This is a genomic window from Methylobacterium sp. Leaf465 (assembly GCF_001424705.1).
In the GTDB taxonomy this organism is placed as follows: domain Bacteria; phylum Pseudomonadota; class Alphaproteobacteria; order Rhizobiales; family Beijerinckiaceae; genus Methylobacterium.
In genome coordinates this window covers 326,917-350,693 of the sequence record NZ_LMRA01000034.1, presented here as the reverse complement: position 1 = coordinate 350,693, position 23,777 = coordinate 326,917, and the positions used below count along the sequence as shown (strand labels likewise).

Annotated in this window: 20 protein-coding genes; 7 read left to right on the top strand and 13 right to left on the bottom strand. The window is 70.9% G+C overall.

Annotation, left to right across the window (positions count from 1 at the left end; genetic code table 11):
* Nucleotides 1-119: 119 nt before the first annotated feature.
* From ASG51_RS16715 to ASG51_RS16700, 4 genes are all read left to right on the top strand, one after another.
* Entirely contained in the window at nucleotides 120-977 is an 858-nt protein-coding gene (locus ASG51_RS16715) for a class II glutamine amidotransferase (RefSeq protein WP_056381939.1), read from the top strand.
* Nucleotides 978-1,127: 150 nt separating this feature from the next.
* Complete coding sequence (locus ASG51_RS16710; RefSeq protein WP_056211709.1) at nucleotides 1,128-1,868, top strand: sigma-70 family RNA polymerase sigma factor; 741 nt, start codon at nucleotides 1,128-1,130, stop codon at nucleotides 1,866-1,868.
* A gap of 204 nt (nucleotides 1,869-2,072) precedes the next feature.
* On the top strand, nucleotides 2,073-2,483 hold the full coding sequence (locus tag ASG51_RS16705) for a DUF1236 domain-containing protein (RefSeq protein ID WP_056276085.1): 411 nt from the start codon (nucleotides 2,073-2,075) through the stop codon (nucleotides 2,481-2,483).
* A gap of 215 nt (nucleotides 2,484-2,698) precedes the next feature.
* Entirely contained in the window at nucleotides 2,699-2,965 is a 267-nt protein-coding gene (locus ASG51_RS16700) for a hypothetical protein (protein ID WP_200941354.1), read from the top strand.
* Between the two features lie 4 nt (nucleotides 2,966-2,969).
* On the opposite strand, the gene mscL is transcribed toward ASG51_RS16700, so the two are convergent.
* The 7 genes from mscL to ASG51_RS16665 form a co-directional block, all read right to left on the bottom strand.
* Nucleotides 2,970-3,398, bottom strand: a complete 429-nt coding sequence (gene mscL / locus ASG51_RS16695; RefSeq protein ID WP_056381934.1) for a large conductance mechanosensitive channel protein MscL — start codon at nucleotides 3,396-3,398, stop codon at nucleotides 2,970-2,972.
* Between the two features lie 91 nt (nucleotides 3,399-3,489).
* Nucleotides 3,490-4,362: a phosphatidylcholine/phosphatidylserine synthase gene (locus tag ASG51_RS16690; RefSeq protein WP_056211702.1), complete on the bottom strand. Its 873-nt coding sequence runs from the start codon at nucleotides 4,360-4,362 to the stop codon at nucleotides 3,490-3,492.
* Nucleotides 4,363-4,371: 9 nt separating this feature from the next.
* Nucleotides 4,372-5,082 (bottom strand): phosphatidylserine decarboxylase, encoded by a 711-nt coding sequence (locus ASG51_RS16685; protein ID WP_056211700.1) that lies wholly within the window; start codon nucleotides 5,080-5,082, stop codon nucleotides 4,372-4,374.
* Nucleotides 5,083-5,298: 216 nt separating this feature from the next.
* Nucleotides 5,299-6,513 carry an MFS transporter gene (locus ASG51_RS16680; protein WP_056381933.1) on the bottom strand — a complete coding sequence of 405 codons (1,215 nt, stop codon included), beginning with the start codon at nucleotides 6,511-6,513 and terminating at the stop codon, nucleotides 5,299-5,301.
* 237 nt (nucleotides 6,514-6,750) lie between these two features.
* On the bottom strand, nucleotides 6,751-8,421 hold the full coding sequence (locus ASG51_RS16675) for a methyl-accepting chemotaxis protein (RefSeq protein ID WP_056381930.1): 1,671 nt from the start codon (nucleotides 8,419-8,421) through the stop codon (nucleotides 6,751-6,753).
* Between the two features lie 639 nt (nucleotides 8,422-9,060).
* Nucleotides 9,061-11,325: an OmpA family protein gene (locus ASG51_RS16670; RefSeq protein ID WP_056381928.1), complete on the bottom strand. Its 2,265-nt coding sequence runs from the start codon at nucleotides 11,323-11,325 to the stop codon at nucleotides 9,061-9,063.
* A gap of 93 nt (nucleotides 11,326-11,418) precedes the next feature.
* Nucleotides 11,419-12,429: a DUF2865 domain-containing protein gene (locus tag ASG51_RS16665; RefSeq protein ID WP_056276647.1), complete on the bottom strand. Its 1,011-nt coding sequence runs from the start codon at nucleotides 12,427-12,429 to the stop codon at nucleotides 11,419-11,421.
* A gap of 166 nt (nucleotides 12,430-12,595) precedes the next feature.
* On the opposite strand from ASG51_RS16665, the gene ASG51_RS16660 reads away from it, so the two are divergent.
* Nucleotides 12,596-13,111, top strand: coding sequence for a CreA family protein (locus ASG51_RS16660; protein WP_156389772.1), 516 nt, complete (start codon nucleotides 12,596-12,598; stop codon nucleotides 13,109-13,111).
* Nucleotides 13,112-13,190: 79 nt separating this feature from the next.
* Here the strand turns inward: ASG51_RS16660 and ASG51_RS16655 are convergent, their stop codons facing one another.
* On the bottom strand, nucleotides 13,191-13,529 hold the full coding sequence (locus ASG51_RS16655; RefSeq protein ID WP_056211689.1) for a hypothetical protein: 339 nt from the start codon (nucleotides 13,527-13,529) through the stop codon (nucleotides 13,191-13,193).
* Nucleotides 13,530-13,858: 329 nt separating this feature from the next.
* Between ASG51_RS16655 and cysS the strand changes: the two genes are divergently transcribed.
* On the top strand, nucleotides 13,859-15,238 hold the full coding sequence (cysS, locus tag ASG51_RS16650; RefSeq protein ID WP_056352063.1) for a cysteine--tRNA ligase: 1,380 nt from the start codon (nucleotides 13,859-13,861) through the stop codon (nucleotides 15,236-15,238).
* 28 nt (nucleotides 15,239-15,266) lie between these two features.
* Here the strand turns inward: cysS and ASG51_RS16645 are convergent, their stop codons facing one another.
* Nucleotides 15,267-15,869 carry a TIGR00730 family Rossman fold protein gene (locus ASG51_RS16645; protein ID WP_056211684.1) on the bottom strand — a complete coding sequence of 201 codons (603 nt, stop codon included), beginning with the start codon at nucleotides 15,867-15,869 and terminating at the stop codon, nucleotides 15,267-15,269.
* 221 nt (nucleotides 15,870-16,090) lie between these two features.
* Between ASG51_RS16645 and ASG51_RS16640 the strand changes: the two genes are divergently transcribed.
* On the top strand, nucleotides 16,091-18,094 hold the full coding sequence (locus ASG51_RS16640) for a LysM peptidoglycan-binding domain-containing protein (RefSeq protein WP_056211682.1): 2,004 nt from the start codon (nucleotides 16,091-16,093) through the stop codon (nucleotides 18,092-18,094).
* 107 nt (nucleotides 18,095-18,201) lie between these two features.
* On the opposite strand, the gene ASG51_RS16635 is transcribed toward ASG51_RS16640, so the two are convergent.
* The 4 genes from ASG51_RS16635 to ASG51_RS16620 all read right to left on the bottom strand — a co-directional run bounded on the left by ASG51_RS16635 (nucleotide 18,202) and on the right by ASG51_RS16620 (nucleotide 23,703).
* Complete coding sequence (locus ASG51_RS16635; protein WP_056352055.1) at nucleotides 18,202-20,130, bottom strand: ABC transporter ATP-binding protein/permease; 1,929 nt, start codon at nucleotides 20,128-20,130, stop codon at nucleotides 18,202-18,204.
* 117 nt (nucleotides 20,131-20,247) lie between these two features.
* On the bottom strand, nucleotides 20,248-21,630 hold the full coding sequence (gene gltX / locus ASG51_RS16630) for a glutamate--tRNA ligase (RefSeq protein WP_056381926.1): 1,383 nt from the start codon (nucleotides 21,628-21,630) through the stop codon (nucleotides 20,248-20,250).
* 57 nt (nucleotides 21,631-21,687) lie between these two features.
* Nucleotides 21,688-22,827, bottom strand: coding sequence for a complex I NDUFA9 subunit family protein (locus ASG51_RS16625; protein ID WP_056211677.1), 1,140 nt, complete (start codon nucleotides 22,825-22,827; stop codon nucleotides 21,688-21,690).
* Between the two features lie 159 nt (nucleotides 22,828-22,986).
* A complete protein-coding gene (locus ASG51_RS16620; RefSeq protein ID WP_056211675.1) occupies nucleotides 22,987-23,703 on the bottom strand; it encodes a sulfate transporter family protein in 717 nt (238 codons plus the stop codon).
* Nucleotides 23,704-23,777: the final 74 nt, after the last annotated feature.

Below are 23,777 nucleotides of genomic sequence, written 5' to 3'. Positions count from 1 at the left end.
GGCGGATTAGCGGCTCCCGCGGGCGGGAAAATCCTCTAGAGTGGGTCGCTCGGCACCCCCAGGGGTCCGCCGCCCCGCAACGTCCTCCCTCCGTCCCTCGCGAAGTCCCCCGAACCTCCATGTGCGAACTGCTCGGCATGAGCGCGAACGTGCCCACGGATATCCGCTTCTCCTTCGCCGCCCTGGCGCGGCGCGGGGGCGAGACCGGCCCGCATGCCGACGGCTGGGGCATCAGCTTCTACGAGGGACGCGGCGCCCGCGCCTTCCACGAGCCGGAACCGAGCGCGCAGTCGGAGCTCGCCCGGCTCCTGCGCCGGACGCCGATCAAGAGCCGCATCGTCATCGCCCACGTGCGCAAGGCCAATCGCGGCCGGGTCAACCTCGAGAACACCCATCCCTTCAGCCGCGAATTGTGGGGCCGCCGGTGGACCTTCGCGCACAATGGCCAGCTCAAGGGCGTGAAGAAGTGGCCCCTGACCTGGTTCAAGCCGGTCGGTTCCACGGACAGCGAGCACGCCTTCTGCTGGATGCTCGACCAGCTCCAGCAGCGCTGGCCCGACCTGCCGAGCCCGGTCCGCATCGACCGGGCCGTGGCGGACCTGTGCGCGGCCCTGCACGGCCTCGGCGTCTTCAACATGCTGCTGTCGGACAGCCGCACCCTCTACGCCCATTGCGGCAAGCGCCTGTGCTACCTGACCCGCCGTGCCCCCTTCGGCACCGCGACCCTGGTGGACGAGGACTGGCGGGTCGATTTCGCGCAGGAGACCGGCGCGAAGGATGTCGTCACGGTGATCGCCACGAAGGCCCTCACCCGCGACGAGTGCTGGACCGACGTGGAGCGCGGCCACGTGCTCTCCCTGCGCGACGGCGTGGTGCGCACCCTCAAGCCGGCCAATGCCCCGGGAGGCTCGTCCAAGGGGGCCTCCGCCAAGGCGATCCCGCGCCCGGACCGGGTCCCGTCCCCCTGCGGCTGTTGATGCGGCGCGGCGCAGAACCGCCACGGTTGTCCGGCGGGATGCGTGGCCGGCCCAGATGCGCTACAACGCCCGACATCAGTTGACCACGCGGGTGCTTCTCGGACGCCTCGGGCCGACACGAAACCTGACCGCCCCAGATTACGACGAGCCATGACACGCGACGTGACCGACACCGCCCCCGACGCCCTGTCGGCCTCAGCCGATGGCCGGCCGAACCTGTCCTCGAACATCCGGACCCATCTGGGCGAGCACCTGCGCACGGTCTACGACCGCCTGCCCGCGGACGAACAGCCGACCCGCTTCGCCGAACTCATCGCGCAGCTGGAGGCCGCCCTCAAGGCGCGCGGCGAGGCGATCGAGCCCGAGTTCCGCAACGGCCTGCTGGCGGCCGTGCCGTCCCTGCGCGCCTTCGCCCTGTCGCTGACGAGCAACCCGGCCCGCTCCGACGACCTCGTGCAGGACACCCTGCTGAAGGGCTGGCAGCACCGCGCCCGCTTCCAGCCGGGCACCAACCTGAACGCCTGGCTGTTCACGATCCTGCGCAACATCTTCTACTCGGACCACCGCAAGCGCGTGCGCGAGGTCGAGGACCAGGACGGCTCCTACGCCGCCCGCCTCGCCACCGCCCCGCACCAGGGCGACCGCCTCGACGTCGAGGACCTGCAGACGGCTCTGGGCAAGCTGCCGCCGGACCAGCGCGAGGCGCTTGTGCTCGTCGGCGCCGAGGGCGTCTCCTACGAGGAGGCCGCGGCCATCATGGGCTGCAAGGTCGGCACCGTGAAGAGCCGCGTCAGCCGGGCCCGCGGGCGCCTCGCCGAGCTCCTGGGCTACGACGAGGAGGACCTGAGCTCGGACCGGCTGATCCAGTCGGCCATGCCCAAGGAAGCCTGATCCCGCCCGGGGAAGTCCGATCCCGGCGGCCCGCGACCGCCGGCCCGTAAGGGGTCCGGCCGCGGCCGCCGGCGCGGCGGACAAGGCCCTCCGCTCCGTTCGGTCTCGGAACTTTCGACGCATCCCTTCCGGGAGTTGGACGTTACTGCCCTGAACCCGGCAGCGCTTCACAGCGTCGCGGGATCCTCGTTCAGGAGCTTCACGATGAACTTCAAGACCCTTCTCGCCGCTTCCGCGATCGCCCTCAGCCTGCCTATGGCCGCCCAGGCGCAGGGCCTGGTACGCGGCGCCGAGCGCGGCGCCCAAGAGGGTGCGGATGCGGCCGGCCCGGTCGGAGCGATCGTCGGCGGCGCGGTCGGTGCGGCGACCGGCACGGTCGGCGGCATCCTCGGCGTCGATGACCGTCCCCGCTTCCGTCAGTACGTCACCCGCGAGCGTCGCTCGTCCTACGACTACAACGGCGACGTCCGCGTCGGCGCCGTGCTGCCGAACTCGGGCGTGACCTATTACGATGTCCCCGCCGAGTACAACGCCCGCGGCGCCCGCTACACCATCGTCAACGAGCGTCCGGTGCTGGTCGACCGCAGCCACCGCATCGTCGAAGTGATCGACTAAGGATTTCCGCCGCGCCCTCGGCGCGGGGATTGATCGAGGCCTCCGGCGACGCCCTCGCCGGAGGCCTTTTTCTGTTCGGACCAGTTCATCCCCGCCCTCCCCCGGTGGCTTTCGGACGATGACCGGTGCAACACTTGACGATCTCGGCCGTTACTCTTCTCGGTACGCGTCGCGTGGGTACGAATTTGTCGATGGACGCGAGGGATACCCAGACAATGGCAGACGATTCCACGCTCGACCCGGCCCTTCCCGAGCCGGTCCGCGATCATCTCGGCCAACAGCTGCGGACGGTGTTCACCACCGGCGAGACCGTCCCGGACTATCTCGGCGATCCGGCCGCCCCGGAGGCTTTCGCCCCCCAGCTGAAGCGGCTCGAGGTGCGGCTGAAGACCCACGAGGAGGGCACGGGCGCGGTCGAGCAGGCCCTCGAGGGCCTGCTCGGCGACCTCGGGGCGGCCCCGAAGCCCGACGAAGCCCCCTAGATCGTCAGACCCTCGGCTTGGTCGCCAGGATGTCGCGGATCTCGGAGAGCAGCTTCACATCGGCCGGAACTTCGGCCACGGCCTCGGGCTTGGTCTCCTCCTTGCTCACGAGGCGGTTCATCGCCCGGATCACGAGGAACAGCACGAAGGCCACGATGAGGAAGTTGAGCGCCACGGTGATGAACTGGCCGTAGCCGATCACCGCGCCCTGCTTCTTCGCGTCGACATAGGCCGCGCCCTTCTGCACGCTGGATGACAGCGCGATGTAGTAGTTCGAGAAGTCGAGACCGCCGGTGATCGCGCCGATCATCGGCATGAACAGGTCCTGCACCGCCGAGGTCACGATGGCTCCGAAGGCGGCACCGATGATCACGCCGACGGCGAGGTCGACGACGTTGCCGCGCAACGCGAACTTCTTGAACTCCTCGAGCATCGACCCGCCCCCGCATGCTTCGTGCCCGGACGAAGCTTCCGGGCCGCGATCAACTTAGACGATGACAACCCGGGAGCGACAGCGCCCTGCGTCAGCTGTCCACGGCCCGATCGTGGGCCGGCCTCGCCCGTTCGGAGAGATCGTCGGCCGCAGCGAGCGCGGCGGAGCCCTGCCCCTCCGCCTTGGCGCGGCGGCGATACTGCGCCGCCCCGATCGGCAGGGTGATGAGGTAGCCGAGCGCCAGCGCTACCATCGCCTCGAACGGGAAGCTGATGAACAGGCCGAAGGCCGCCACCACCACGAGGAAGATCGGCAGCACCCAGTCCCGGGGCACGCGCTTGCCCATGGTCTTGCCCGAGAAGGTCGGCACGGTGGAGACCACCAGCAGGGCGATGCAGAGCATGTAGCCCAGCACCACGGGGGCCGCCCAATGCTCCATCGGCAGGCCGAGGAAGTTGAGGTAGAGCGGCAGCATCGCGGTGAGCGCCCCGGCGGGTGCCGGCATGCCGACGAAGAAGTCCTTCTTCCAGGCCGGGCGGTTGGGATCGTCCAGCATCGCGTTGAAGCGAGCGAGCCGCAGCGCCATGGCGATGGCGAAGATCAGCGCGACGATCCAGCCGACCGAGCGCAGCTCCTTCAGGGCGAACCCGTACAGGATCAGCGCCGGCGCACAGCCGAAATTGACGAAGTCCGCCAGGGAGTCGAGCTCCGCCCCGAAGCGCGAGGTGCCCTTGAGCATCCGGGCCACGCGTCCGTCGATGCCGTCGAGGAAGGCAGCGGCCACGATGGAGATCACCGCGGGCTCGAACTTGCCCTCGAAGGCCAAGCGGATCGCCGTCAGCCCGAGGCAGAGCGCCATCAGGGTGATCATGTTCGGTGCGATCATCCGGAACGGCACCGGCTTGAATCGGCGCGGCCGGGGCTCGTTGGCATCGGGGGCGAAGGGCGGGAACAGGTCGTCCATGGGAACCCCTCAGATGCGCCGGAACGTGCGCTCGGGCCCGCCGCCGAGATCGGCGAGCACGGTCTCGCCCGCCACGGCCTTCTGGCCGAGGCCGACGAGCACGCGGGTCCCGACCGGAAGGTAGACGTCGACGCGCGAGCCGAAGCGGATGAGGCCGAAGCGCTCGCCGACGTTCAGGGTGTCGTTGGCGTGGACCCAGCCGACGATGCGGCGCGCCACCAGCCCGGCGATCTGCACCACGCCGATGCGCAGGGGCGCGCCCTTGTGGGTCGTCTCCATGACGAGGCCGTTGCGCTCGTTGTCGTCGCTGGCCTTGTCGAGCTCGGCGTTGAGGAACAGGCCCGGCGTGTAGTGGATCTGCCCGATCCGACCCGTCACTGGCACGCGATTCACGTGGCAGTCGAACACGTTCATGAAGACCGAGATGCGCAGCATCGGCTCCTGCGGCAGGTCGAGCTCCGGCGGGGGCAGCACCGTCGAGATGAGGTTCACCCGCCCGTCCGCCGGCGAGACCACGAGGCCGTCGCCCACGGGAGTGATCCGCTCGGGGTCGCGGAAGAAGTAGCAGACCCATAGGGTCAGGATCAGGAAGATCCAGCCGAGGAACTGCGCGAAGTAAGCGCCGATCACCGTCAGCACGATGCCGATGACGATGAAGGGATAGCCCTCCTTGTGGATCGGCACGAGCGTCCGGCGAATCGTCTCGAGGAGATCGGTCATGGGTGTTTCGGACTGCTTTCGTCTGGTGGGCGCCCCCGGAAGGCTCCCTGGGCAGGGGCCCCCTCATAAGGCACGGAGCGGCGTCCGTCATACGGTTTCGGATCAGGGACGCGCGAGGCATCCCCTCGCGGTTTCGGATCAGGGACGCGCGAGGCATCCCATCGCGGTTTCGGATCAGGGACGCGCGAGGCCCCGCCGGCAAACCGGGGACGGGTGTCAGCCATCGGCCTGGACGAGGGGCGGCAGGCGCGCCAGCCGCAGGGCGATCGCCAGCGCGAGGCCGTAGAGGGTCGCGAAGAACGCCACCACGCCGACCCAGCCCGCATGGGCGAAGAACCAGCCCCCGGCGGTGCCGAGCACCGAGGAGCCGAGATAGTACAGGCACAGGTAGATCGACGAGGCCTGGGCCCGGTCGCGCAGGGCCCGGCGCCCGACCCAGCTGCTGGCCACGGAATGCGCGCCGAAGAAGCCCACGGTGACGAGGACGATGCCGAGGATGATCAGGCCGAGATGGGCGGAGAGCGTCAGGGTCACGCCCGCGAGGCCCAGGAGGATAGCGAGCCACAGCACCTTGCGCCGCCCGAGCCGGCTCGCGATCTCGCCGGTCAGCGCCGAGGAGACGGTCCCGAACAGGTAGACGACGAAGATCGCCCCGATGGCGCTCTGGCTGAGGGAGAAGGGCGGATCGAGCAGGCGAAAGCCGATGTAGTTGTAGATGCAGACGAAGCCGCCCATCAGCAGGAACGCTTCGGCGAACAACCAGGGCAGACCGGGATCGCGGAAGTGCTGACCGAAGGTGCCCGGCACCTCGCGCCAGCGCATCCGGTTCGCCCGGAAGCGCCGCGAATCCGGCAGCAGGTAGACGAAGGCGATGGCGGCGAGGAGCGCCAGCACGCCGATGGTGCCGAGGCCCCAGCGCCAGGAGGCATGGTCGGCGATGATGCCGGTGAGCAGGCGACCGACCATGCCGCCCGCCGCGTTCCCGCCGATGAGCAGCCCCATCGAGAGGCCGATGGCACGCCCGTGCATCTCCTCGCCGAGATAGGCCATCGCCACGGCCGGCAGGCCGGAGGCGGCGAGCCCCGTGAGCGCCCGCAGGGCGAGGAAGCCGTGCCAGCTCGGCACCAGGACCGCGACGATGGTGAGGAGCGCCGAGGCGAACAGCGAGGCCACCATGATGGGCTTGCGGCCCCAGACCTCCGAGAGGGGGCTGACCACCAGGAGCGCGATCGCCAGCATGGCGCAGGGCAGCGACAGGGCGAGGCTGCTCTCGGCCGGAGTGACCGCGAAGTCGTCGGCGAAGATGGGCAGCAGCGGCTGCACGCCGTAGAGCACCGCGAAGGTGGAGAACCCGGCGGCCCCCAGCGCGATGGCGGTGCGGCGGAAGGCCGGGGTTCCGGCCTCGATCAACCGCTCGCTCGCCTCGTCCATGAATGCTCCTGCGGAGTCGGCCCGGAAGCCGTGACACGCCGCAGCGGATGATCTCGCCCGGCCACCGGCCCCTCGCGAACGGGAGCCGAAGGCAGCGGAGCCCCGAGGGCCCGCGCTGCCGAGGCGGGTATATAGGCCGGGCCGACGATGGGGAAACCGCACCGGCGCCCGCCATGGCAGGCGGCGCCGGATGTCCCCGAGGCCGCCCGGTGCCCTTGGACGCACTGGTCGGGCTGCTCAGGCTGCCCGGACGGTGGCGAGGAAGCGGGCGACCTCGGCGCCGAGATGCTCGGACTGGCGCGAGAGTTCGCTGGCTGAGGACAGCACCTGGGCGGCCGCGGCGCCGGTCTCCTCGGCGGCCCCCGCCACGCTCACGATGTTGGAGGTCACCAGTTCGGTGCCGACCGCCGCCTGCGAGACGTTGCGGACGATCTCCCGGGTGGCCGCGCCCTGCTCCTCCACCGCCACCGCGACGGTCGTCGACACGCCGCTGATCTCCCGGATGCGGTCGGTGATGCTGCCGATGGCCGAGACCGCCTGTCCGGTCGAGCCCTGGATCTGACCGATCTGGGTTCCGATCTCCTCGGTGGCCCGGGCGGTCTGGTTGGCGAGTTCCTTGACCTCCGCCGCCACCACCGCGAAGCCGCGGCCCGCCTCGCCCGCGCGGGCCGCCTCGATGGTGGCGTTGAGGGCCAGAAGGTTGGTCTGGCCCGCGATGGTCGAGATCATCGCCACCACGTCGCCGATCCTGGTCGCGGCCGTGCTGAGATCCTGCACCAGGGTGGCCGTCCGCTCCGCTTCGACCACGGCGCGTTGCGCGAGCTGGGCCGAGCCGTCGACCTGGCGTCCGATCTCCTGCACGGACGAGCCGAGCTCCTCGGTGGCCGCCGCCACGGTGTTGACGTTGGAGGCGGCCTCCTCCGCGGCGGCGGCCACGGTGGTGGATTGGCTGGCGGTCTCGGTCGCGGTGCCGGCCATGCTCTGGGCCGTGGCCTGAAGCTCCGTGGCGGCGCTGGTCACCCGGGTGATGATGCCGCTCACGGCCGTCTCGAAATGATCGGCCATCTGGTGCATCCCCAGCCGGCGCCGCTCCTCCGCCGCCAAGTCGCTCGTCTTCTGCTGCTGGCGGAGGGTCTCGGTCTCCAGGAGGTTGTCGCGGAAGACCGAAAGGGCCGAGGCCATCGCGCCGATCTCGTTGCGGCGGCCGGAATAGGGGATGTCCCGCGCCAGATCGCCCCCCGCGACCGCCTGCATCGCACCGGTGATCCGAGCGATCGGACGCGTCACGCCGAAGAGGACGAACACCGCGCCGCAAACGCCGATCAGGAGCGAGACGGCGCCCACCGCGACCGTGAGCCAGAAGGCGTTCGCGTAGTCGATCTTCGAGGCGGCCTCCGCCGCGGCGGCCCCATGGTCGTTGTAGGCGACATCGTCGTCGATGACCTTCATCAGTTCCATGTAAGCCGGCCGCGTCATCTCGAACGCGTCGACCATCGCGCTCTGGTCACCGGCCCTGAACGAGGCCAGAAACCCGCCGCGGACCTCGTCATACGCGGCGTAGCGCTTGGCGATGTCTTCGGCGATCACCCGTTCCTCAGGGGCGGCGATGTACGACCGATGAGCCTTCAGGGCGGTTTCGACCGCTTTCTCGCGCGCCGCGTTGAGCGTTTCGAGCGAAGCCGCCGAATCCCGCCCCATGACATAGCGCGCATCGACAAGCCGTAGATTCGTCAACGTGAACTTGATCTCGCCCAAGCTCCGCACGCTTGGCATCCATACCGTAGAGATTTGCGTGGAATTTGCCCGGATTTTCTCCAAGCTCTTCATCGCTATCCCGCCCTGAACCACCAGGGCGGCGATGACAGAACCGATGATCGAAATCAATATCCACTTCAGCTTGATCGACATTGCTTGATAAGAGCGCCTAAAATGCTGTCGTGTCTGCGGCGATCAGAACACAACAGGCCTGAAAGACGATCTAGACTGTAGATTGATCGATTAAAGATTTGATAATCCAGACCCCGGTCACGATCGAAATTCATGGCCGGTGCCCGCCTGGATTCCACGCGGCGGTTCGAGGCGATCCGTGTCGCCGTCCTGTCTGCTCGCGGAGCGCCGTTTCCGGGGGAAACGCGCCGGCAGGCGAGCGGCCGAACGGCGACAGGGCGGAACCGCTCCAGTCCCGTGCCCCCGCGGCCTGCCTGGGCAGGACCGTTCGACGTCCGGCCGGTGCAACGGGGCGGTGACGCGACCCGCGCGCCGGGCCCCAGGCTCATGACGGACCGGATCGTGACCGGTGGACCGTCGCAGCGACGCGGGACCGCATCGGGAATGCGATCCTGCCGGCCACGCGCAGGAGAGGCAGGCCGGGACGAACCCATGCGTCCCGGGTGTCTGCGTTGACCGATCGACGACCAGGGTCGATCGGGCCCGTCAGGCGACCCACGCAGCCTTCTCGCCGTCACCGGTCCGTCGAAGGTCGGCAAGCGACGGGCGCGCAGCGGGCAACCGGCGGCTTGTCGCCCGCCGGTCGCCGAACTTATCGCCTCAGCGCGGCGGCGGCGGCGCCTCGCTTTGCTGCTGGATCAGCGGCGTGATGCGGCGGACGGTCACCCGCCGGTTCTCGCGCGAGGCGCTCTGCGTGTTCACCTTCAGGTTCTGCTCGCCATAGCCCTGCGTGGTCAGGTTCTCGGGCGGCACCTGGAAGTTCTGCGTCAGCACCGTGGCCACCGACTGCGCGCGGCGGTCGGAGAGCGAGAGGTTGTCGATGTCGGCCCCCACCGCGTCGGTGTAGCCTTCGATCAGGAACACCTCCTGCGGATTGGCCTTGATCGCCCGGTTCATCGCCGACGCGATGGTGGCGAGGCGGGCGGCCTGGTCCGGCGTCACCGTGAACGAGCCGGTGTCGAAGTTGATCGTATCGATGTCGACGCTGCGCATGCGCGCGCGCAACTGCGGGCTGTAGCGGACCTGATCGAGGGTGTAGCGCCGGTCAACCGCCACCACCGGCGGGGCCGACAGGGCCTCGTAGACGGCGCCCTCGTCCGCCCCCTCGTAATCGACCACGTAGCGATTGCGCGGGATGCGGATGTCCGGCGGCGGCAACTCGACGACGTCCTCGTAGATCGGCCGCGCGACGCCGCCGCCGAAGCTGTTGTCGATGATGACGACCTCGCGCCCGTCGCGGAAGCGGCGGGACCGGCGCACGAGACGGCCGTCATCGTCCACGATGGTGACGATCTGCTCGCCGCCCGGCCGGTCGAGATACGTGATGGTATCGCCGCCGCGACGCTCGCTGCGATAGGCCCGCCGGTCGAGATCGCGGAAGCGCTCGTTCTCGTCGTGGCGGATGAAGTAGGTGTCGCGGTCACGCACGATGATGCGGCCGGGCTCGCGGATATAGGTCCGGCCCCCTTCCGAGAACTCGCGGCGGTCGCGGCGCACCTGATCGTAGTCGCGGACATCGTCATCGTCCCGGAAGCCGCCCGGGACGTAACCCGGCCGCCCCGGCGCATTGAAGCCGCTGCGCGCGTCGCGGCGCTCGAAGGCGTCACGCCGCTCGCGGTCCTCGCGGCGGTCATCAATGCCGCGATCCTCGCGGCGGGCGTCGATGCCGCGATCGTCGCGGCGGGCATCGCCGGGCCGGAGATCGGGTCGGCCCGCGTCGTCGCGGCCGGGGCCGTTCCGATCGGGGCCGTCGCGGCGCAGGTCGCGGGTCCCGGACTCCCTGGCAGCCGGATCTCTCGCATCCCGACCGCCCGGGATCGGTCCGTCCCGATCCGGCCGGGCGTCGGCCGGGTTGGCACCCGCACCCGGACGGCCGTCGGGACGCGGCGCGTCCGGATTCGGGGCACCGGGCGGGACGAACGGACGTCCCGGGACGCCGGGCCGCGCATTGGGCGCCGCGGCGCCGGGCTGGCCGGGCTGCGGAGTCGGGGGAGCCGGCTGGCCCGGGGCACGCGGCTCGCCGGGGGCATTCGGACGGCCCGGCTGGGCTGCGCCCGGCACGTTCGGATTGACGGGGTTGGCCGGGTTGCGGATCTCGGATGCGTTCGGCACCGGGGCCTGCGCCGGAGCGGGGGCTTGTGCAGCAGGCGGGGCTTGGCGCGGCTGCGCGGGCGCCGGACGGTTCGGCTCGGGCGCGACGGGACGCTCGGGCGTGTTCGGCCGGTCGGGGGTGCGCTCCCGGGCGGCCGGCGGGGGCGACGGACGCTCCGTGGGCCCATCGGCACCGGGGGCACGACGCTGCGGCGCCTGATCCCGGTCCGGACCGGGGCCACGCTCCTCGCGGGCGGGACGCTCCTGGCGCGGCTCCGGGCGATCCGGACGGGCGGCGGGACGCTCGGCCGGCGGCGCGGCCGGCGCACGCTCCTGGCGCTCCGGACGGGTCTCGGGTCGTTCTTGACGGGGCTCAGGGCGCTCCTGGCGCGGCTCGGGGCGGGCGGCCGGCCGTTCCGGACGCGGCTCGGGCCGCTCCTGCCTTGGCTCCGGCCGCTCTTGGCGAGGTTCCGGCCGCTCCTGGCGGGGCTCGGGGCGGGGAGCCGGCCGTTCCTGGCGCGGCTCGGGGCGCTCCTGCCGCGGCTCCGGTCGTTCACGTCCGCCGCCGGGTGGACCGCCCCGCGGACCTTCGGCACCCCCACCCCGGGGGCCCTCGCCCCGCGGCCCCTCGCCCGGCCCGGCCTGGGCCAGCAGGGCTTGGGCCAGCAGGATGGTGCCACCCGATGCGGAGTCCGGCCGGGCCAGGCTGGGGCCGGACAGGAGCAGGGCAGGCAGAACCGTGCCGGTCAGGAGAAGGTGGCGGATGCTCCGCATCGAAGGTCACTCACGTCGTTGATGAGGCCTTCGGAACAGAATGCGAGCGGGATGGTTCCCGTTTTTTGGCCGCGCGGCGCCGACTGTCCCCCTTCAGGGATTCCCCGGCCGGGGGGCGGTCGAGAACAGGTTCGGGGCGATGATGCGCACCGGCTGGCGCTCCTCGCCCGTCCCCGGCACGGCCGCGGCCGGCTCCGTCAGCGCAGGCGCATCGGAGGCGACGCCGGCACTGCGCGTGGCGGCGTCGGCGGCGAGGCCCGCGGCGGTCTTGTCGGCCCGTCCCACCAGGGTCAGGCGGACCTTCGGCGGGCGCGACAGGGCTTCGGCCTGCATCGGCGTGACGAAGATGTCGCCCTTGTGCCGGACCAGCATGCTCTCGGCCTTGACCAGGGACTGGGCCCAGCTCTGCCCCTCGCGCTTGCACGAGCAGTTCGGCGTGAAGGAGGTGCGGAACTTGAAGGCGTTGGGCAAGGCCGTGTAGGCGCGGCTCCCCTTCACGGTGGCGGCCTGTTTCAGGGCCTCGTCGCCGTGCGGCATCGAATAGGCGGCGGCTTCCGCGCCGGGGCAGAGGGCCTGGCAGAGCTCGTCGGCGCCCTCGCGCCCGTCGGGCAGGTTGGTCATCGGGAAGTAGGCGCCGTCGCAGGTGCGCACGCAGATCACCTGCGCGCCACCCCGCGCGCGCGCCTCGCCCGGAGGTCCGTCCGCCTTGATCAGGCTGCGGCTCGCCGCATCCGTGCAGGCGGCGGCGATCGCCTCCGTGAGCTGCTGCCGGCGGGCGGCCGTCACCTCGCCGTTCTCGGCGCCGTAGCCGGCGTTGAGCGCGCGGATGCGCTGCTCAACCGCACCGCATTGCGGGGGGCGCGAATCGAAGAAGAGGAACCGCCCCCCCTCGCAGTTCAGGGTGCGATAATAGGCATTCAGGCGGCCGATCTCGTTCTGCAGGGCCCGCGCGGTGCTGGCGCCGTCGCTGAGGCCGGCGAGTTCGGAGCGGTAGCGCAGACAGGCGGAGGTCTGCGCCTCAGCGATACCCGTCAGGGTGGTGACGGCGAGGACGCCGGCGAGCACTCGGACGAGCGTGCGGATCTGGGAGGGGATCAGCGGCATGGCCTGATTGCAATGGATGGCGGGACGCCGCCGCGCGACGTCCCCTGAAGGAAACTTCGACGAAGCGGAGGCGAACGGGCTCAACACAAGTTTATTAGCGACCCTCGCACGACCGCGACACCCTTCCCACATCCGCTCGGAACAAACTGAGGGGAATGATACGATGATGTGGCTTCGGGGTCTCACAGGCTGCGCGCTGGCGCTGGGGCTCGGCCTCGCCGCACAACCGGCGCGCGCGGACGATGCGGACCGCATCTTCGACAAGTCGACCGTGTGGCGACCTCTGACACCCAACGACAAGCTCGTGGTCTACGGGATCGACGATCCGTCGGTGGCAGGGGTGGCCTGCTGGTACACCCAACCGGAGAAGGGCGGCATCAAGGGCACCCTCGGCCTCGCGGAGGATGTCTCCGACATCTCCCTCGCCTGCCGTCAGGTCGGCCCGGTGCAGTTCAAGGAGAAGTTCAAGCAGGGCGCGGTCGTGTTCAGCGAGCGCCGGTCGCTGATCTTCAAGTCGATGCAGATCGTGCGCGGTTGCGACACCAAACGCAACACGCTGATCTACATGGTCTACTCGGACAAGGTGATTCAGGGCTCGCCCAAGAATTCCACCTCCGCCGTGCCGCTGATGCCCTGGGGCACCGAGCCGCCGCCACGCTGCGACGCGTTCATGGAGAAGTAGGCCGGGAGACCGGATCGCCTCACGTTGGAGCGACCCGGCTGCCTGCCACGCTCGGGCGGAATCCATCCCACCCGAGGATTCAATCCTGGCAGGTGATCCGGATCGGGCGCTCGGCGGGCTTGGCCACCGGGGCCGGCGGGATCGCGCCGGTATATTCGTCCTGGGCGGCGACGCCGAAGGAGCCGGCAGAGGCGAAGCCCTGCGCCTCGCACCAGGCATTGGCCACCACCTGGCCGCAGGCGCTCTCGCCATTGGTGAGGCAGTCGCCGACGCCGTACCCCTCGCTCGACGGGATCAGGAACGTCTTCTCGACGGTGCCGGGTGCCTTGGCCGGGCTCTCCCCGTCGGAGGCGAGGGCGCCGTGGGCGGAGAGGACGAGAGCGAGAAGAGCGCCGATACTGGCGGTCGCGCGGCGCATGGGCAGAACCTTGCTGGTGTCGGAAGCGTATGGGGCGAAAATTTCGCGGCACCAGGTTAACAAACCCTTTCGCCGTGCCGTCGTTTTCGCGGCAGGCGTTTCGAAGGCGTGCCGGTCCGGCGTCGTTCTCGAATTGCTCATGGTTTTGGGGTAGCGCAGGACGGGCGGCCCGGCCGTCGCCTTCGCGCAACAGGGCCCCGGGCGGAACGCGGCGACGGTGTGGCGGGCGCTTGGGTGCGCTGCGGCAAAAGCCGCGCGAAACCAACGCGCTGCGGTGTTTTCAGGGACGGACGGGTCCGGATGGAGGCCCGGGACGTAAGGAAAGTTTCATGGCCTCGATGTTGCGGCTCTACAACACGCTGACCCGCGAGAAGGCCGCCTTCACGCCGATCGATCCCACGAACGTGCGGATGTATGCCTGCGGCCCCACCGTCTACGACGCCGCCCATATCGGCAACGCCCGGCCGATCATCGTCTTCGACCTGCTGTTTCGCCTGCTGCGCCACCTCTACGGCGCGCCCCACGTCACCTATGCCCGCAACGTCACGGACGTGGACGACAAGATCAACGCGCGGGCCGCCGAGCGCGGCATCAGCATCCGGGAACTCACCGACGGCACCCTGAAGGCCTTCCACGCCGACATCCGCGAACTCGGCGTGCTGATGCCGGAGGACGTCAACGTGCCGGGCGGGCGCCCGCGCTTCGTCGAGCCGCGGGCCACCGACCACATCGCCGAGATGCACACCATCATCGCCGGCCTGGTGACGCGCGGCCATGCCTACGTGGCGGACGGCCACGTGCTCTTCGACGTGCCCTCGATGCCCGATTACGGCGCCCTCTCGAAGCGTCCCCTGGACGAGATGGAAGCCGGAGCCCGCGTCGAGGTCGCGCCCTACAAGCGCTCGCCCCTCGACTTCGTGCTGTGGAAGCCCTCGAAGCCCGGCGAGCCGTCCTGGCCCTCCCCCTGCGGGATCGCCGAGCCCGGCCGGCCGGGCTGGCACATCGAGTGCTCGGCGATGTCCTGGAAGCATCTCGGCGAGCGGTTCGACATCCATGCCGGCGGCATCGACCTCATCTTCCCGCACCACGAGAACGAGGTCGCCCAGTCGCGCTGCTGCTTCGGCACCGACGTGATGGCCGACGTCTGGCTCCACAACGGCTTCCTCCAGGTGGAGGGGGAGAAGATGTCGAAGTCGCTGGGCAACTTCATCACGATCCGGGACGTGCTGAAGGATTGGCCCGGCGAGGTCGCGCGCCTCGCTATGCTCAAGACGCATTATCGCCAGCCGATCGACTGGACCCTGCGCGGCCTCGAGGAGGCGGCCCGGATGCTCGACCGCTGGTACGGGGTCGTCGGCGACGTGGCCGCGGCCGCGGCGATCCCGGAGGGCGTGCGCGAGCCGCTCCTCGACGACCTCAACACCGCCGCGGCACTCGCCGAGCTGCACCGCCTCGACGAGCCAGCGGCCCTGAAGGCCGGGGCGAACCTCCTCGGCCTGCTTACCCAGACGAAGTCGGCGCGCGACCAGGGCACCATCCGGGCAGCCGGCGTCGACGTCGCCCGGGTCGAGGCGCTGATCGCCGACCGGCGCGCGGCCCGGGCCGCCAAGGACTGGGCCGCTTCGGACCGGATCCGCGACGAACTCCTGGGCATGGGCGTCGCCGTGAAGGACGGCAAGGACGGGACGACCTGGAGCGTGGCGACCTGAGCCGGGCCGCCGCGCCGGGGCCGTCGCCTCAGAACCGCTCCGCCACCAGGGCTTCGGCGGCGGGGGCCGGCGCGACCGATCCGGCCGCGTCGCGCAGCAGGCCGACCACGTCGGCCGCCTCGGTGGCCACGAGGTAGCTCAGGTCGAGCCCTTCCCGGATGAAGCCCTGCCCCCGCATGTGGTCGAGGAGCGTCAGGAGGGGCGTCCAGAAATCTGCCACCGAGAGCAGCAGGATCGGCTTGTTGTGCTGGCCGAGCTGCGCCCAGGTGAGCTGCTCCACCAACTCCTCCAGGGTGCCGATGCCGCCGGGAAGGGCCACGAAGGCGTCCGAGCGCTCGAACATCAGCCGCTTGCGGGTGTGCATGTCCTCCACGACGATGGTCTCCTGGATCTCGTCGAGCATGCGCTCGCGCGATTTCAGGAAATCCGGGATGATGCCGGTGACGTGGCCGCCGTTCTCGAGGACCGCCCGGGCGACGGTGCCCATCAGGCCGACATTGCCGCCGCCGTAGACGAGGCCGATCCCGGCCTCCGCCAGGGCCTTGCCGAGGGTCACGGCCGCGGCCGTGAAGGCCGGATCGCCGCCGAAGCCCGAGCCGCAATAGACGCAGACCGTCCTTACCGGAGCCATGCCGGACCTCCCTGATGCGCAGCGGCCGGGGCCCGTCCGCCGCGGTCCACGAGCCAAACTGCTGATTTTACGGAAGATCCGGCCGTGATCCGGCGGGTATGATTTGGTGATCCGATCATGTTCGCTAATATGTCGCCATCAATCGCCGGTTTGTCGACGGGCCCGATCCCGCGGCGATGGAATTTCGGCCGCCGTGCCGGTGGACGAAGGAGTGGCGTGTCATGAGGGCGGAGTTGCGACGGAGCATCTTCCTCGCCTGCGTGGGGCTTCTGGCGGGCTTTGCCCTCGTGGTCACCCTCTACGGCGCAGGCACCCTGTTCAAGCGCGGCCTCGGATCCCCGGCGGGCTCCGGCGCCCCCGAGGAGAGCGCCCCCCCCACCGGCAAGCCCCCCGCCCGGACGGACGGCGCAGCCGAGCCGAATCCGCCGGTCCGGCGGGATGCGAGCCCCGGGGAGGGGGCGGCGCCGGCGGGAAAGCCCCTGGCGGCCCTGGGCCCGGGCCAGCCGTCGGCGCAGGCCTCGGGCACCTCGCCGGGCAGCGAGGCGCCGACCTTCGACATCATCCGGATCGAGCCCAATGGCGAGGCGGTGATCGCCGGGCGGGCCGCGCCCAACACCACCGTCGAGCTTCTGCGCGACAACGAGCCGATTGCCCGTGCGCTCGTCGACCCCTCCGGCCAGTTCGCCATCGTGCCCCCCGCCCTGCCCACCGGCAGCAGTGAGATCACCCTGCGGGTGCTCGGTGCCGACGGTCAGGCCCGGATCTCGCGCGACAGCGTGGCGGTGGTGGTCTCGCCCCATCGCAATGCCAAGCCCCTCATCGCCCTGACCTCCCCCGACAAGCCCACCATCGTGCTCTCGCAGCCGGACCCGGCTCCGGCGACGCCGGGGACCACCCTTGCCGATGCGGGCAGGACCGAGACGGGGAAAGCCGCGACCGGCAAAACCGAGCTTGGCAAGACCGAGTCCGGCAAGTCGGATCTCGGCAACACGGATTCCGGCAAGGCCGTTTCGGACAAGGCGGACGCGGGCAAGGGCACCTCGGGGAGAGATCTCTCGGACAGGGCCGGGGGCGGGCGGACCGGCAAGGCCGACGGCCGCGTCGCAACGACCGTGCCCGACGGCCGCGCCTCCCGGAATCCGGCGGCGGAGGCCGGCTCCGGCAGGGCCGACGCGGACCGCACCGGACCGGTGAAGATCGTCAGCGTCGAGGCGGAAGAGGGCGGACGGCTCTACGTCACGAGCCAAGCCCCGCCCGGGGCCACCGTGCGGCTCTATCTCAACGACGCCCTGGTGGCGCCCGGCAGTGCCGGCGCCGACGGGCGCGTGGCCTTCACCATCGGGCGCGGCGTCCGGCCGGGCGACTACAAGGTCCGGGTGGACCAGGTCGATCCCGTCTCCGGCAAGGTGAAGACCCGCTCCGAGGTCGCCTTCACCGTGCCCGCGGCCGTGGCCAAATCGGCGGCAGCGGGCGCGGGCCGATCGCCCGAGGGCGCGGCCGCCGTCGCGCAGCCGGGCACCCCGCCGGTGGCGCCCGGCCCGGTCGCACGCCTGGGGACGCCGGAGAACCCGGCCACGCTGCCCCCGGCGGCCGTGCCCCGGACAACGCCCCCGAACCCGGGGACCGGAACCCCGCAAGCGCCGACGCCGGCACCCGCGTCGGCAGCCCCCGCCCCGGCGCGGCCGGCCCGGACGTCGCAGGAAGCCCGCTCACAGGAAACACCCTCGCGCGAATCCGCCTCGCGAGAATCTCCCTCGCAGGCGTCGCGTGCGCAGGACTCGGCCGCGCGGGACGCAGCCGCGTCGGGATCTCCGTCGCCGCAGGCCCCGCCCCGCGCCACCGCGGGCACGCCGCCCGCCCAGGCCGAGGCGCGCGGGCCGAAAAGTCCCGTCCCGGAGACGGCCCAGACGGCTCCCCAGACTCATGCCCAGACTCATGCCCAGATGCAGGCACAGACTCATGCCCAGATGCAGGCACAGACCCCGGCGCTCATGGACCGGAGCCCCACGGTCTTCGTCCCGGAGATCGGGACCGCGACGATCGTCCGGGGCGACAGCCTGTGGCAGATCAGCCGGCGCATCTACGGCAAGGGCACGCGCTACACGGTGATCTTCGACGCCAACCAGCCGCAGATCCGCAATCCCGACCTGATCTATCCCGGCCAGATCTTCGTCCTACCCACCGACGGCACCGCGGCTGTGCCGCAGGCCGACAAACGGGGCTGACGGCGCAGCCCCGACCCGGCTGTGCCGCAGGCCGACAAACGGGGCTGACGGCGCAGCCCCGACCCGACGGTGTCGCAACCCGACAAGCGGGGCTGACGGCGCGGCCCCTACGCGGCGGGCGCCGGCTCCGGCACGAGGGCCGGTCGCTCCTTGGGCACCGGCAGCGCCGCCTCGCTGCGCTGGAGGATCTCCAGGGCGGCGTCGGCCTCGCGCTGACGGCTCCACATGGAGGCATAGACGCCGTCCTGCTCCAGCAGGGTGGCGTGGTCGCCGCGCTCGACGATCACCCCCTTGTCGAGGACGATGATCTCGTCCGCATTGACCACCGTGGAGAGACGGTGGGCAATGACCAGGGTGGTGCGGCCCTGGCTCACGGTGTCGAGGGCATCCTGGATCTCGCGCTCGGTGAAGGAGTCGAGGGCCGATGTCGCCTCGTCGAGGACGAGGATCGGCGGTCCCTTCAGGATGGTCCGGGCGATGGCGACGCGCTGCTTCTCGCCGCCCGAGAGCTTCAGGCCACGCTCGCCCACGGGCGTGTCGTAGCCCTCCGGCAGGGCGGAGATGAAGCGGTCGATCTGCGCCAGGGCGGCGGCGGCGCGCACCTCCGCCGGGGTGGCGTCCCAGCGGCCGTAGCGGATGTTGTAGCCGATGGTGTCGTTGAACAGCACCGTGTCCTGCGGAACCATGCCGATGGCCGCCCGCAGGCTGGCCTGCCGGACCCGCGAAATATCCTGGCCGTCGATGAGGATGCGGCCGCCCTGCGGCTCGTAGAACCGGAACAGCAGGCGCGACAGGGTCGACTTGCCGGCCCCCGAAGGGCCGACGATCGCCACCGTCTTGCCCGCGGGCACCGCGAAGCTGACACCCTTGAGGATGGGCCGGGCCGGGTCGTAGGCGAAGCGCACGTCCTCGAACCGCACCACGCCGTCCGAGACGGCGAGCGGCAGCGCGTCCGGCCGGTCGGCGATCTCCGGGTTGCGGTGCAGGATCTGGAACATGTCGTCGATGTCGATCAGCGCCTGTTTGATCTCGCGATAGATCATGCCCATGAAGTTGAGCGGCATGGAGAGCTGCACCAGCATGGTGTTGACCAGCACGAAGCCGCCGAGGGTGGTACGCCCCGCCATGATGTCGCGCGCTGCCAGCCACATCACGATGGTCATGCCCACGGTGAAGATTACTGCCTGGCCGGCGTTGAGCACCGCGAGCGAGACGTAGGTCTGCGTCGAGGCCTTCTCGTACTTGGCCATTGAGACGTCGTAGCGTTCCGCCTCTCGCCGCTCGGCGCCGAAGTACTTCACGGTCTCGAAGTTCAGCAGCGAATCCACTGCCTTGGTGTTGGCGTCGGTGTCGGAATTGTTCATCCGGCGCCGGATCTCGATGCGCCACTGCGTCGCCTTCCAGGTGAAGGCGAGGTAGGCCGCCACCATCACGAACACGACCACCGAGTAGATCCAGTCGAACTCGTAGGCGAGGACGCCGATCACGAGCAGGAACTCGACGATGGTCGGCACCAGCGTCAGCACCATCAGGCGCGAGAGTTCCTCGATGCCGCCGCGCCCGCGCTCCAGCACGCGGGTCAGGCCGCCGGTCTTGCGCTCCAGATGGAAGCGCAGGGAGAGCCGGTGCATGTGCTCGAAGGTCTGGAGCGCGAGGCGGCGCACCGCATGCATCGCCACCTTGGCGAACAGCCCGTCGCGCACCTGCGTCAGACCCGCCATGAGGATGCGCGACAGGCCGTAGAGGCCGATCAGCAGCATCGGGGCGGCAAACAGCCCGGTGGGGATGGCCGCACCCGGCTTGGGGTCGGTCAGCGCCACCAGGGCGTCGGTGGCCCACTTGAAGGTGAAGGGCGTCACCATCGTCACGAACTTGGCGACGATCAGCAGGCCGAAGGCGAGGAAGACGCGTCGCTGCAGGTCGGGCCGGCCGTGGGGCCAGAGATAGGGCCAGAGACGGCGATAGGTGGCGACGAGGCCGGGGCGCGCGGGCGGCGCGGCCGCGGCCGGTGCCGCCGGGGCGGGATCGGTGCTCATTCGGGTCAGGAACTCGGGATGAAGAGGGCGTCGGGCCCGCATATAGGCGCCCCACCCGGCCAGCGACAGTCACGGGTGCCGGCGGGTCGGGCCTGCATGCACCGCAGGGACCCGCCGTCAGCCCTCTCCCGCCAGCCGGCGGAGCACCACGTCCCGCCCGATCAGCGGCAGCAGGCCGGCGAGATCCGGCCCGTGCTCCAGCCCGGTGATGGCGAGGCGCAGCGGCATGAACAGCGCCTTGCCCTTGGCCCCCGTGGTGGCCTTCACGGCCCCCGTCCAGGCCTTCCAGGTCTCCCCGTCCCAGGGCTCGGCCGGCAGGAGCGCGGCGGCGGCCCCGATGAAGGCCGGGTCGGCGATGACGGGGCTCACCGGGCCGGTGACCACGCGCCACCAGTCGCCCGCCTCCGAGACCTTGGCGAGGTTGGACCGCACGGCCTCCCAGAACGCCGCGGCGCGCTCGGACGCGACCCCCTGCGCCGCGAGGCGGTCGGCGACCTCCGCATAGGGCATGACGTGGACGAGGCGGGCGTTGAGCCCGTCGAGCTCGTGCGGGTCGAACTTCGCCGGAGCCCGCGAGATCTGCGCAAGGTCGACGAGGCCGGCGAGCTCGTCCAGGCCCGCCACGGCGCGGACCGATTCGGCCGACCCGGTGAGCACGGCCAGCGAGCGCACGGCGCCCGGCTCGTAGCCGGCCTCGCGCAGGCCGCGCAGCGAGAGGTGGCCGAGGCGCTTCGAGAGCCCCTCCCCGTCCGCGGTGGTCAGGAGGTTGTGATGGCCGAAGACCGGGATCGCGCTGCTCAAGGCTTCGAAGATCTGCACCTGCACGCCGGTGTTGGTGACGTGGTCCTCGCCCCGGATGACGTGGGTGACGCCCATCTCGGCGTCGTCGACCACGGAGGGCAGAGTGTAGAGGTAGCTGCCGTCGGCCCGGATCAGCACCGGATCGGAGAGCGAGGCGCAGTCGACATGGGCGGGGCCGCGCACGAGGTCGTCCCAGGCCACCGAGCGGGCGTCGAGCTTGAAGCGCCAGTGCGGCGTGCGACCCTCCGACTCCAGGGCAGCCCGCTCGGCCTCCGTCAGAGTCAGGGCGGCCCGGTCGTAGATCGGCGGCTGGCCACGCCCGAGCTGGCGCCGGCGGCGGCGCTCGAGCTCCTCCGGCGTCTCGTAGCAGGGATAGAGCCGGCCCATCGCCTTCAGGCGTTCGGCGGCCGCATCGTGGACCGCCACCCGGTCGGATTGCCGCGCGAACAGGTCGGGCACGATCCCGAGCCAGGCGAGGTCCTCGGAGACCGCGTCGGCGAAGGCCTGCGTCGAGCGCTCCCGGTCGGTGTCGTCGAGGCGCAGCAGGAAGCGCCCGCCCCGCGCCCGCGCGAAGAGCGCGTTGAGGAGCGCCGGCCGGGCGTTGCCGATGTGCAGGTAGCCGGTGGGCGAGGGCGCGAAGCGCACGAGGGGCGCGCCGGCGCGGGGCGTGTCGGCCTGGGGCGAGGTGGCGTGAGTCATGAGGCGCCCTCTAGACCATTTCGCCGGCCCTGAGGACTCCGGTGACGGGCGAAAGCCTCAGCCCCGGGTGCCCCATCTCACGCCCATCCGGCTCGGGGCATTCGAATCCGGCCCGAGGGCTGGTCCGCTCCCGCTGCGCGGCACGAAGGGCTTCGGCGTCAGGGTCTCGGGGATGGCGCTCTCGAACTCCTGCATCTTGGCGAATTGGCCCGCCTTGCGGAAGCGCCAGAGGTAGCCCGGCACCACCGCCTCCATGGCGGTGGGCTGCAGGCCGATGCCCTCCAGGGTACGCCCCTCGGCCTTGGCCGTCTCGGAGACGACGTTGTCGTTCTGGAGCAGGACGACCTGGTCGCGGGTGAGCTTCAGGCTGTCCGGCAGGAGGCCGAGGGTGAGGGTGTCGACCACCTCGAGAGCGCGGGCCTGGAACATCGCGGCCGGCTGCGGCAGGCCGAGGACCACGCGCTTGCGCATCGTGACCTTGAGCATGTAGCGCACCAGCGATTCCAGAGTCTCGACCTCCGGGCCGCCGAGTTCGTAGACCTTGCCGGCGGGCACGTGGCCCTCCACGGCGCGGGCCACCGCCTCGGCCACGTCGGCCACGTAGACGGGCTGGAAGCGCGACGCGGCGCCGGCCAGCGGCAGCACCGGCAGGGCACGGGCCAGGGCGGCGAAGCGGTTGAAGAAGCTGTCGCCGGGGCCGAACACCAGCGAGGGCCGCAGGATCACGTGCGGACCGCCGGCTTCGGCGACCCGGGCCTCGCCGAGGGCCTTGGTGCGGGCGTATTGCGAGGGCGAGTGTGCATCGGCGCCGATGGCCGAGACGTGGACCAGGGGCGCGCCGACGGCGGCCGCCGCCCGGGCGATCTCGCCCGCGCCTTCCGCCTGCAGCTGCGAAAAGGTCTGCTTGCCGGTCTCCTGGAGGATGCCCACGAGGTTGACGACGATGTCGGCGCCGTGGACCGCCCGGGCGATCGAGTCGGGGTAGCGCAGGTTGGCCTGGACGGCGACGATCTGGCCGACCTTGCCGAGGGGCTGCAGGAACAGGGCGAGGTCGGGCCGGCGCACGGCCACCCGGATCCGGTAGCCGCGCTTGGCCAGCGCCCGCACCACGTGGCGCCCGAGGAAGCCCGATCCGCCGAACACGGTGACGAGCTGCGAGGCGGGGCGGGTCAGGGGGAGGGTCTCGAAGCCGGTCATCGCTCGTGCGTCTCGAAAAGCGGCCCCCGCGCCGGTCCGGCCCCTGCGGGGCTTGGATCGGCGCCGGTCCTTGAGCCTGGTGCAGCGTATCTAGACCACTTCCAGGCCAGACGGGAGGCCGAACGATGAAATTCGGCCCTCGGCAGCTCCGGGGGAGCCTCAGCGCAGGCGCGGCTGGGGCTGCGGTCCAGCGACCGGGGTGCGCCGGCTGAGGCCCTTGTGGACATGCACCATCAGGGCGATGCCGAAGAGCGGGGTGACGAGGTTGAGCACCGGCACCACCATCAGGCCGGCCAGCAGCACGCCGGCGAGGAGCGTGGTGCCGCCGTAGTGGCGGCGCATGGCGCCGGCCTCCGCCATCGGCCGGAAGCGTCCGGCGGCGAGCTCGAAATACTCCCGCGACAGCAGGTAGGCATTGGCCCCGAAGAACGCGACGAGATTCACCCCCGGCACGAAGAACAGGATCAGCGCCACGAGGTTCACCAGCAGGGCGAGGCCGGCGAAGCGGACGGCGTAGAACATCGCGGTGCCGAGGGGCAGGGCGAGGCCGGGCGGCTCGCCCGGAAAGTCCGTGCGCTCGACGATCTCGGCCGCGTCGTCGAGGAAGTAGCCCGCCACCAGGATCGACACCGCCGGCATGACGTAGGCGAGGCCCACGAACAGGCCGGCCCCGGCGAAGAACACCGCCAGGGTATCGAGGAAGGGATAATCCACCGAGAGATGGTGCTGGGACAGGAACCAGTTGATCGCCCGCGTCAGTCCGAACCAGACGAGCACGAGGATGCCCACCGTGAGCCCGAGGGACTTCCACAGGATCGCGCGCAAGGGGGCTGAGAACACCTGCCGGACGGCGGCGAAGGCGGCCTGGATGAGCATACCTGGGTATCCCGTGGTCGTGGATCGATCCGTTCGTGAGGTCCCGGCCTGCGTCGCCCCCGCGCGCGCCGTGT

What these genes read in the sequence shown, in the direction of transcription:
- ASG51_RS16715 (WP_056381939.1), top strand. Translation starts at nt 120, where the DNA reads ATGTGCGAACTGCTCGGCATGAGCGCGAACGTGCCCACGGATATCCGC.
- ASG51_RS16710 (WP_056211709.1), top strand. Translation starts at nt 1,128, where the DNA reads ATGACACGCGACGTGACCGACACCGCCCCCGACGCCCTGTCGGCCTCA.
- ASG51_RS16705 (WP_056276085.1), top strand. Translation starts at nt 2,073, where the DNA reads ATGAACTTCAAGACCCTTCTCGCCGCTTCCGCGATCGCCCTCAGCCTG.
- ASG51_RS16700 (WP_200941354.1), top strand. Translation starts at nt 2,699, where the DNA reads ATGGCAGACGATTCCACGCTCGACCCGGCCCTTCCCGAGCCGGTCCGC.
- mscL (WP_056381934.1), bottom strand. Translation starts at nt 3,398, where the DNA reads ATGCTCGAGGAGTTCAAGAAGTTCGCGTTGCGCGGCAACGTCGTCGAC.
- ASG51_RS16690 (WP_056211702.1), bottom strand. Translation starts at nt 4,362, where the DNA reads ATGGACGACCTGTTCCCGCCCTTCGCCCCCGATGCCAACGAGCCCCGG.
- ASG51_RS16685 (WP_056211700.1), bottom strand. Translation starts at nt 5,082, where the DNA reads ATGACCGATCTCCTCGAGACGATTCGCCGGACGCTCGTGCCGATCCAC.
- ASG51_RS16680 (WP_056381933.1), bottom strand. Translation starts at nt 6,513, where the DNA reads ATGGACGAGGCGAGCGAGCGGTTGATCGAGGCCGGAACCCCGGCCTTC.
- ASG51_RS16675 (WP_056381930.1), bottom strand. Translation starts at nt 8,421, where the DNA reads ATGTCGATCAAGCTGAAGTGGATATTGATTTCGATCATCGGTTCTGTC.
- ASG51_RS16670 (WP_056381928.1), bottom strand. Translation starts at nt 11,325, where the DNA reads ATGCGGAGCATCCGCCACCTTCTCCTGACCGGCACGGTTCTGCCTGCC.
- ASG51_RS16665 (WP_056276647.1), bottom strand. Translation starts at nt 12,429, where the DNA reads ATGCCGCTGATCCCCTCCCAGATCCGCACGCTCGTCCGAGTGCTCGCC.
- ASG51_RS16660 (WP_156389772.1), top strand. Translation starts at nt 12,596, where the DNA reads ATGTGGCTTCGGGGTCTCACAGGCTGCGCGCTGGCGCTGGGGCTCGGC.
- ASG51_RS16655 (WP_056211689.1), bottom strand. Translation starts at nt 13,529, where the DNA reads ATGCGCCGCGCGACCGCCAGTATCGGCGCTCTTCTCGCTCTCGTCCTC.
- cysS (WP_056352063.1), top strand. Translation starts at nt 13,859, where the DNA reads ATGGCCTCGATGTTGCGGCTCTACAACACGCTGACCCGCGAGAAGGCC.
- ASG51_RS16645 (WP_056211684.1), bottom strand. Translation starts at nt 15,869, where the DNA reads ATGGCTCCGGTAAGGACGGTCTGCGTCTATTGCGGCTCGGGCTTCGGC.
- ASG51_RS16640 (WP_056211682.1), top strand. Translation starts at nt 16,091, where the DNA reads ATGAGGGCGGAGTTGCGACGGAGCATCTTCCTCGCCTGCGTGGGGCTT.
- ASG51_RS16635 (WP_056352055.1), bottom strand. Translation starts at nt 20,130, where the DNA reads ATGAGCACCGATCCCGCCCCGGCGGCACCGGCCGCGGCCGCGCCGCCC.
- gltX (WP_056381926.1), bottom strand. Translation starts at nt 21,630, where the DNA reads ATGACTCACGCCACCTCGCCCCAGGCCGACACGCCCCGCGCCGGCGCG.
- ASG51_RS16625 (WP_056211677.1), bottom strand. Translation starts at nt 22,827, where the DNA reads ATGACCGGCTTCGAGACCCTCCCCCTGACCCGCCCCGCCTCGCAGCTC.
- ASG51_RS16620 (WP_056211675.1), bottom strand. Translation starts at nt 23,703, where the DNA reads ATGCTCATCCAGGCCGCCTTCGCCGCCGTCCGGCAGGTGTTCTCAGCC.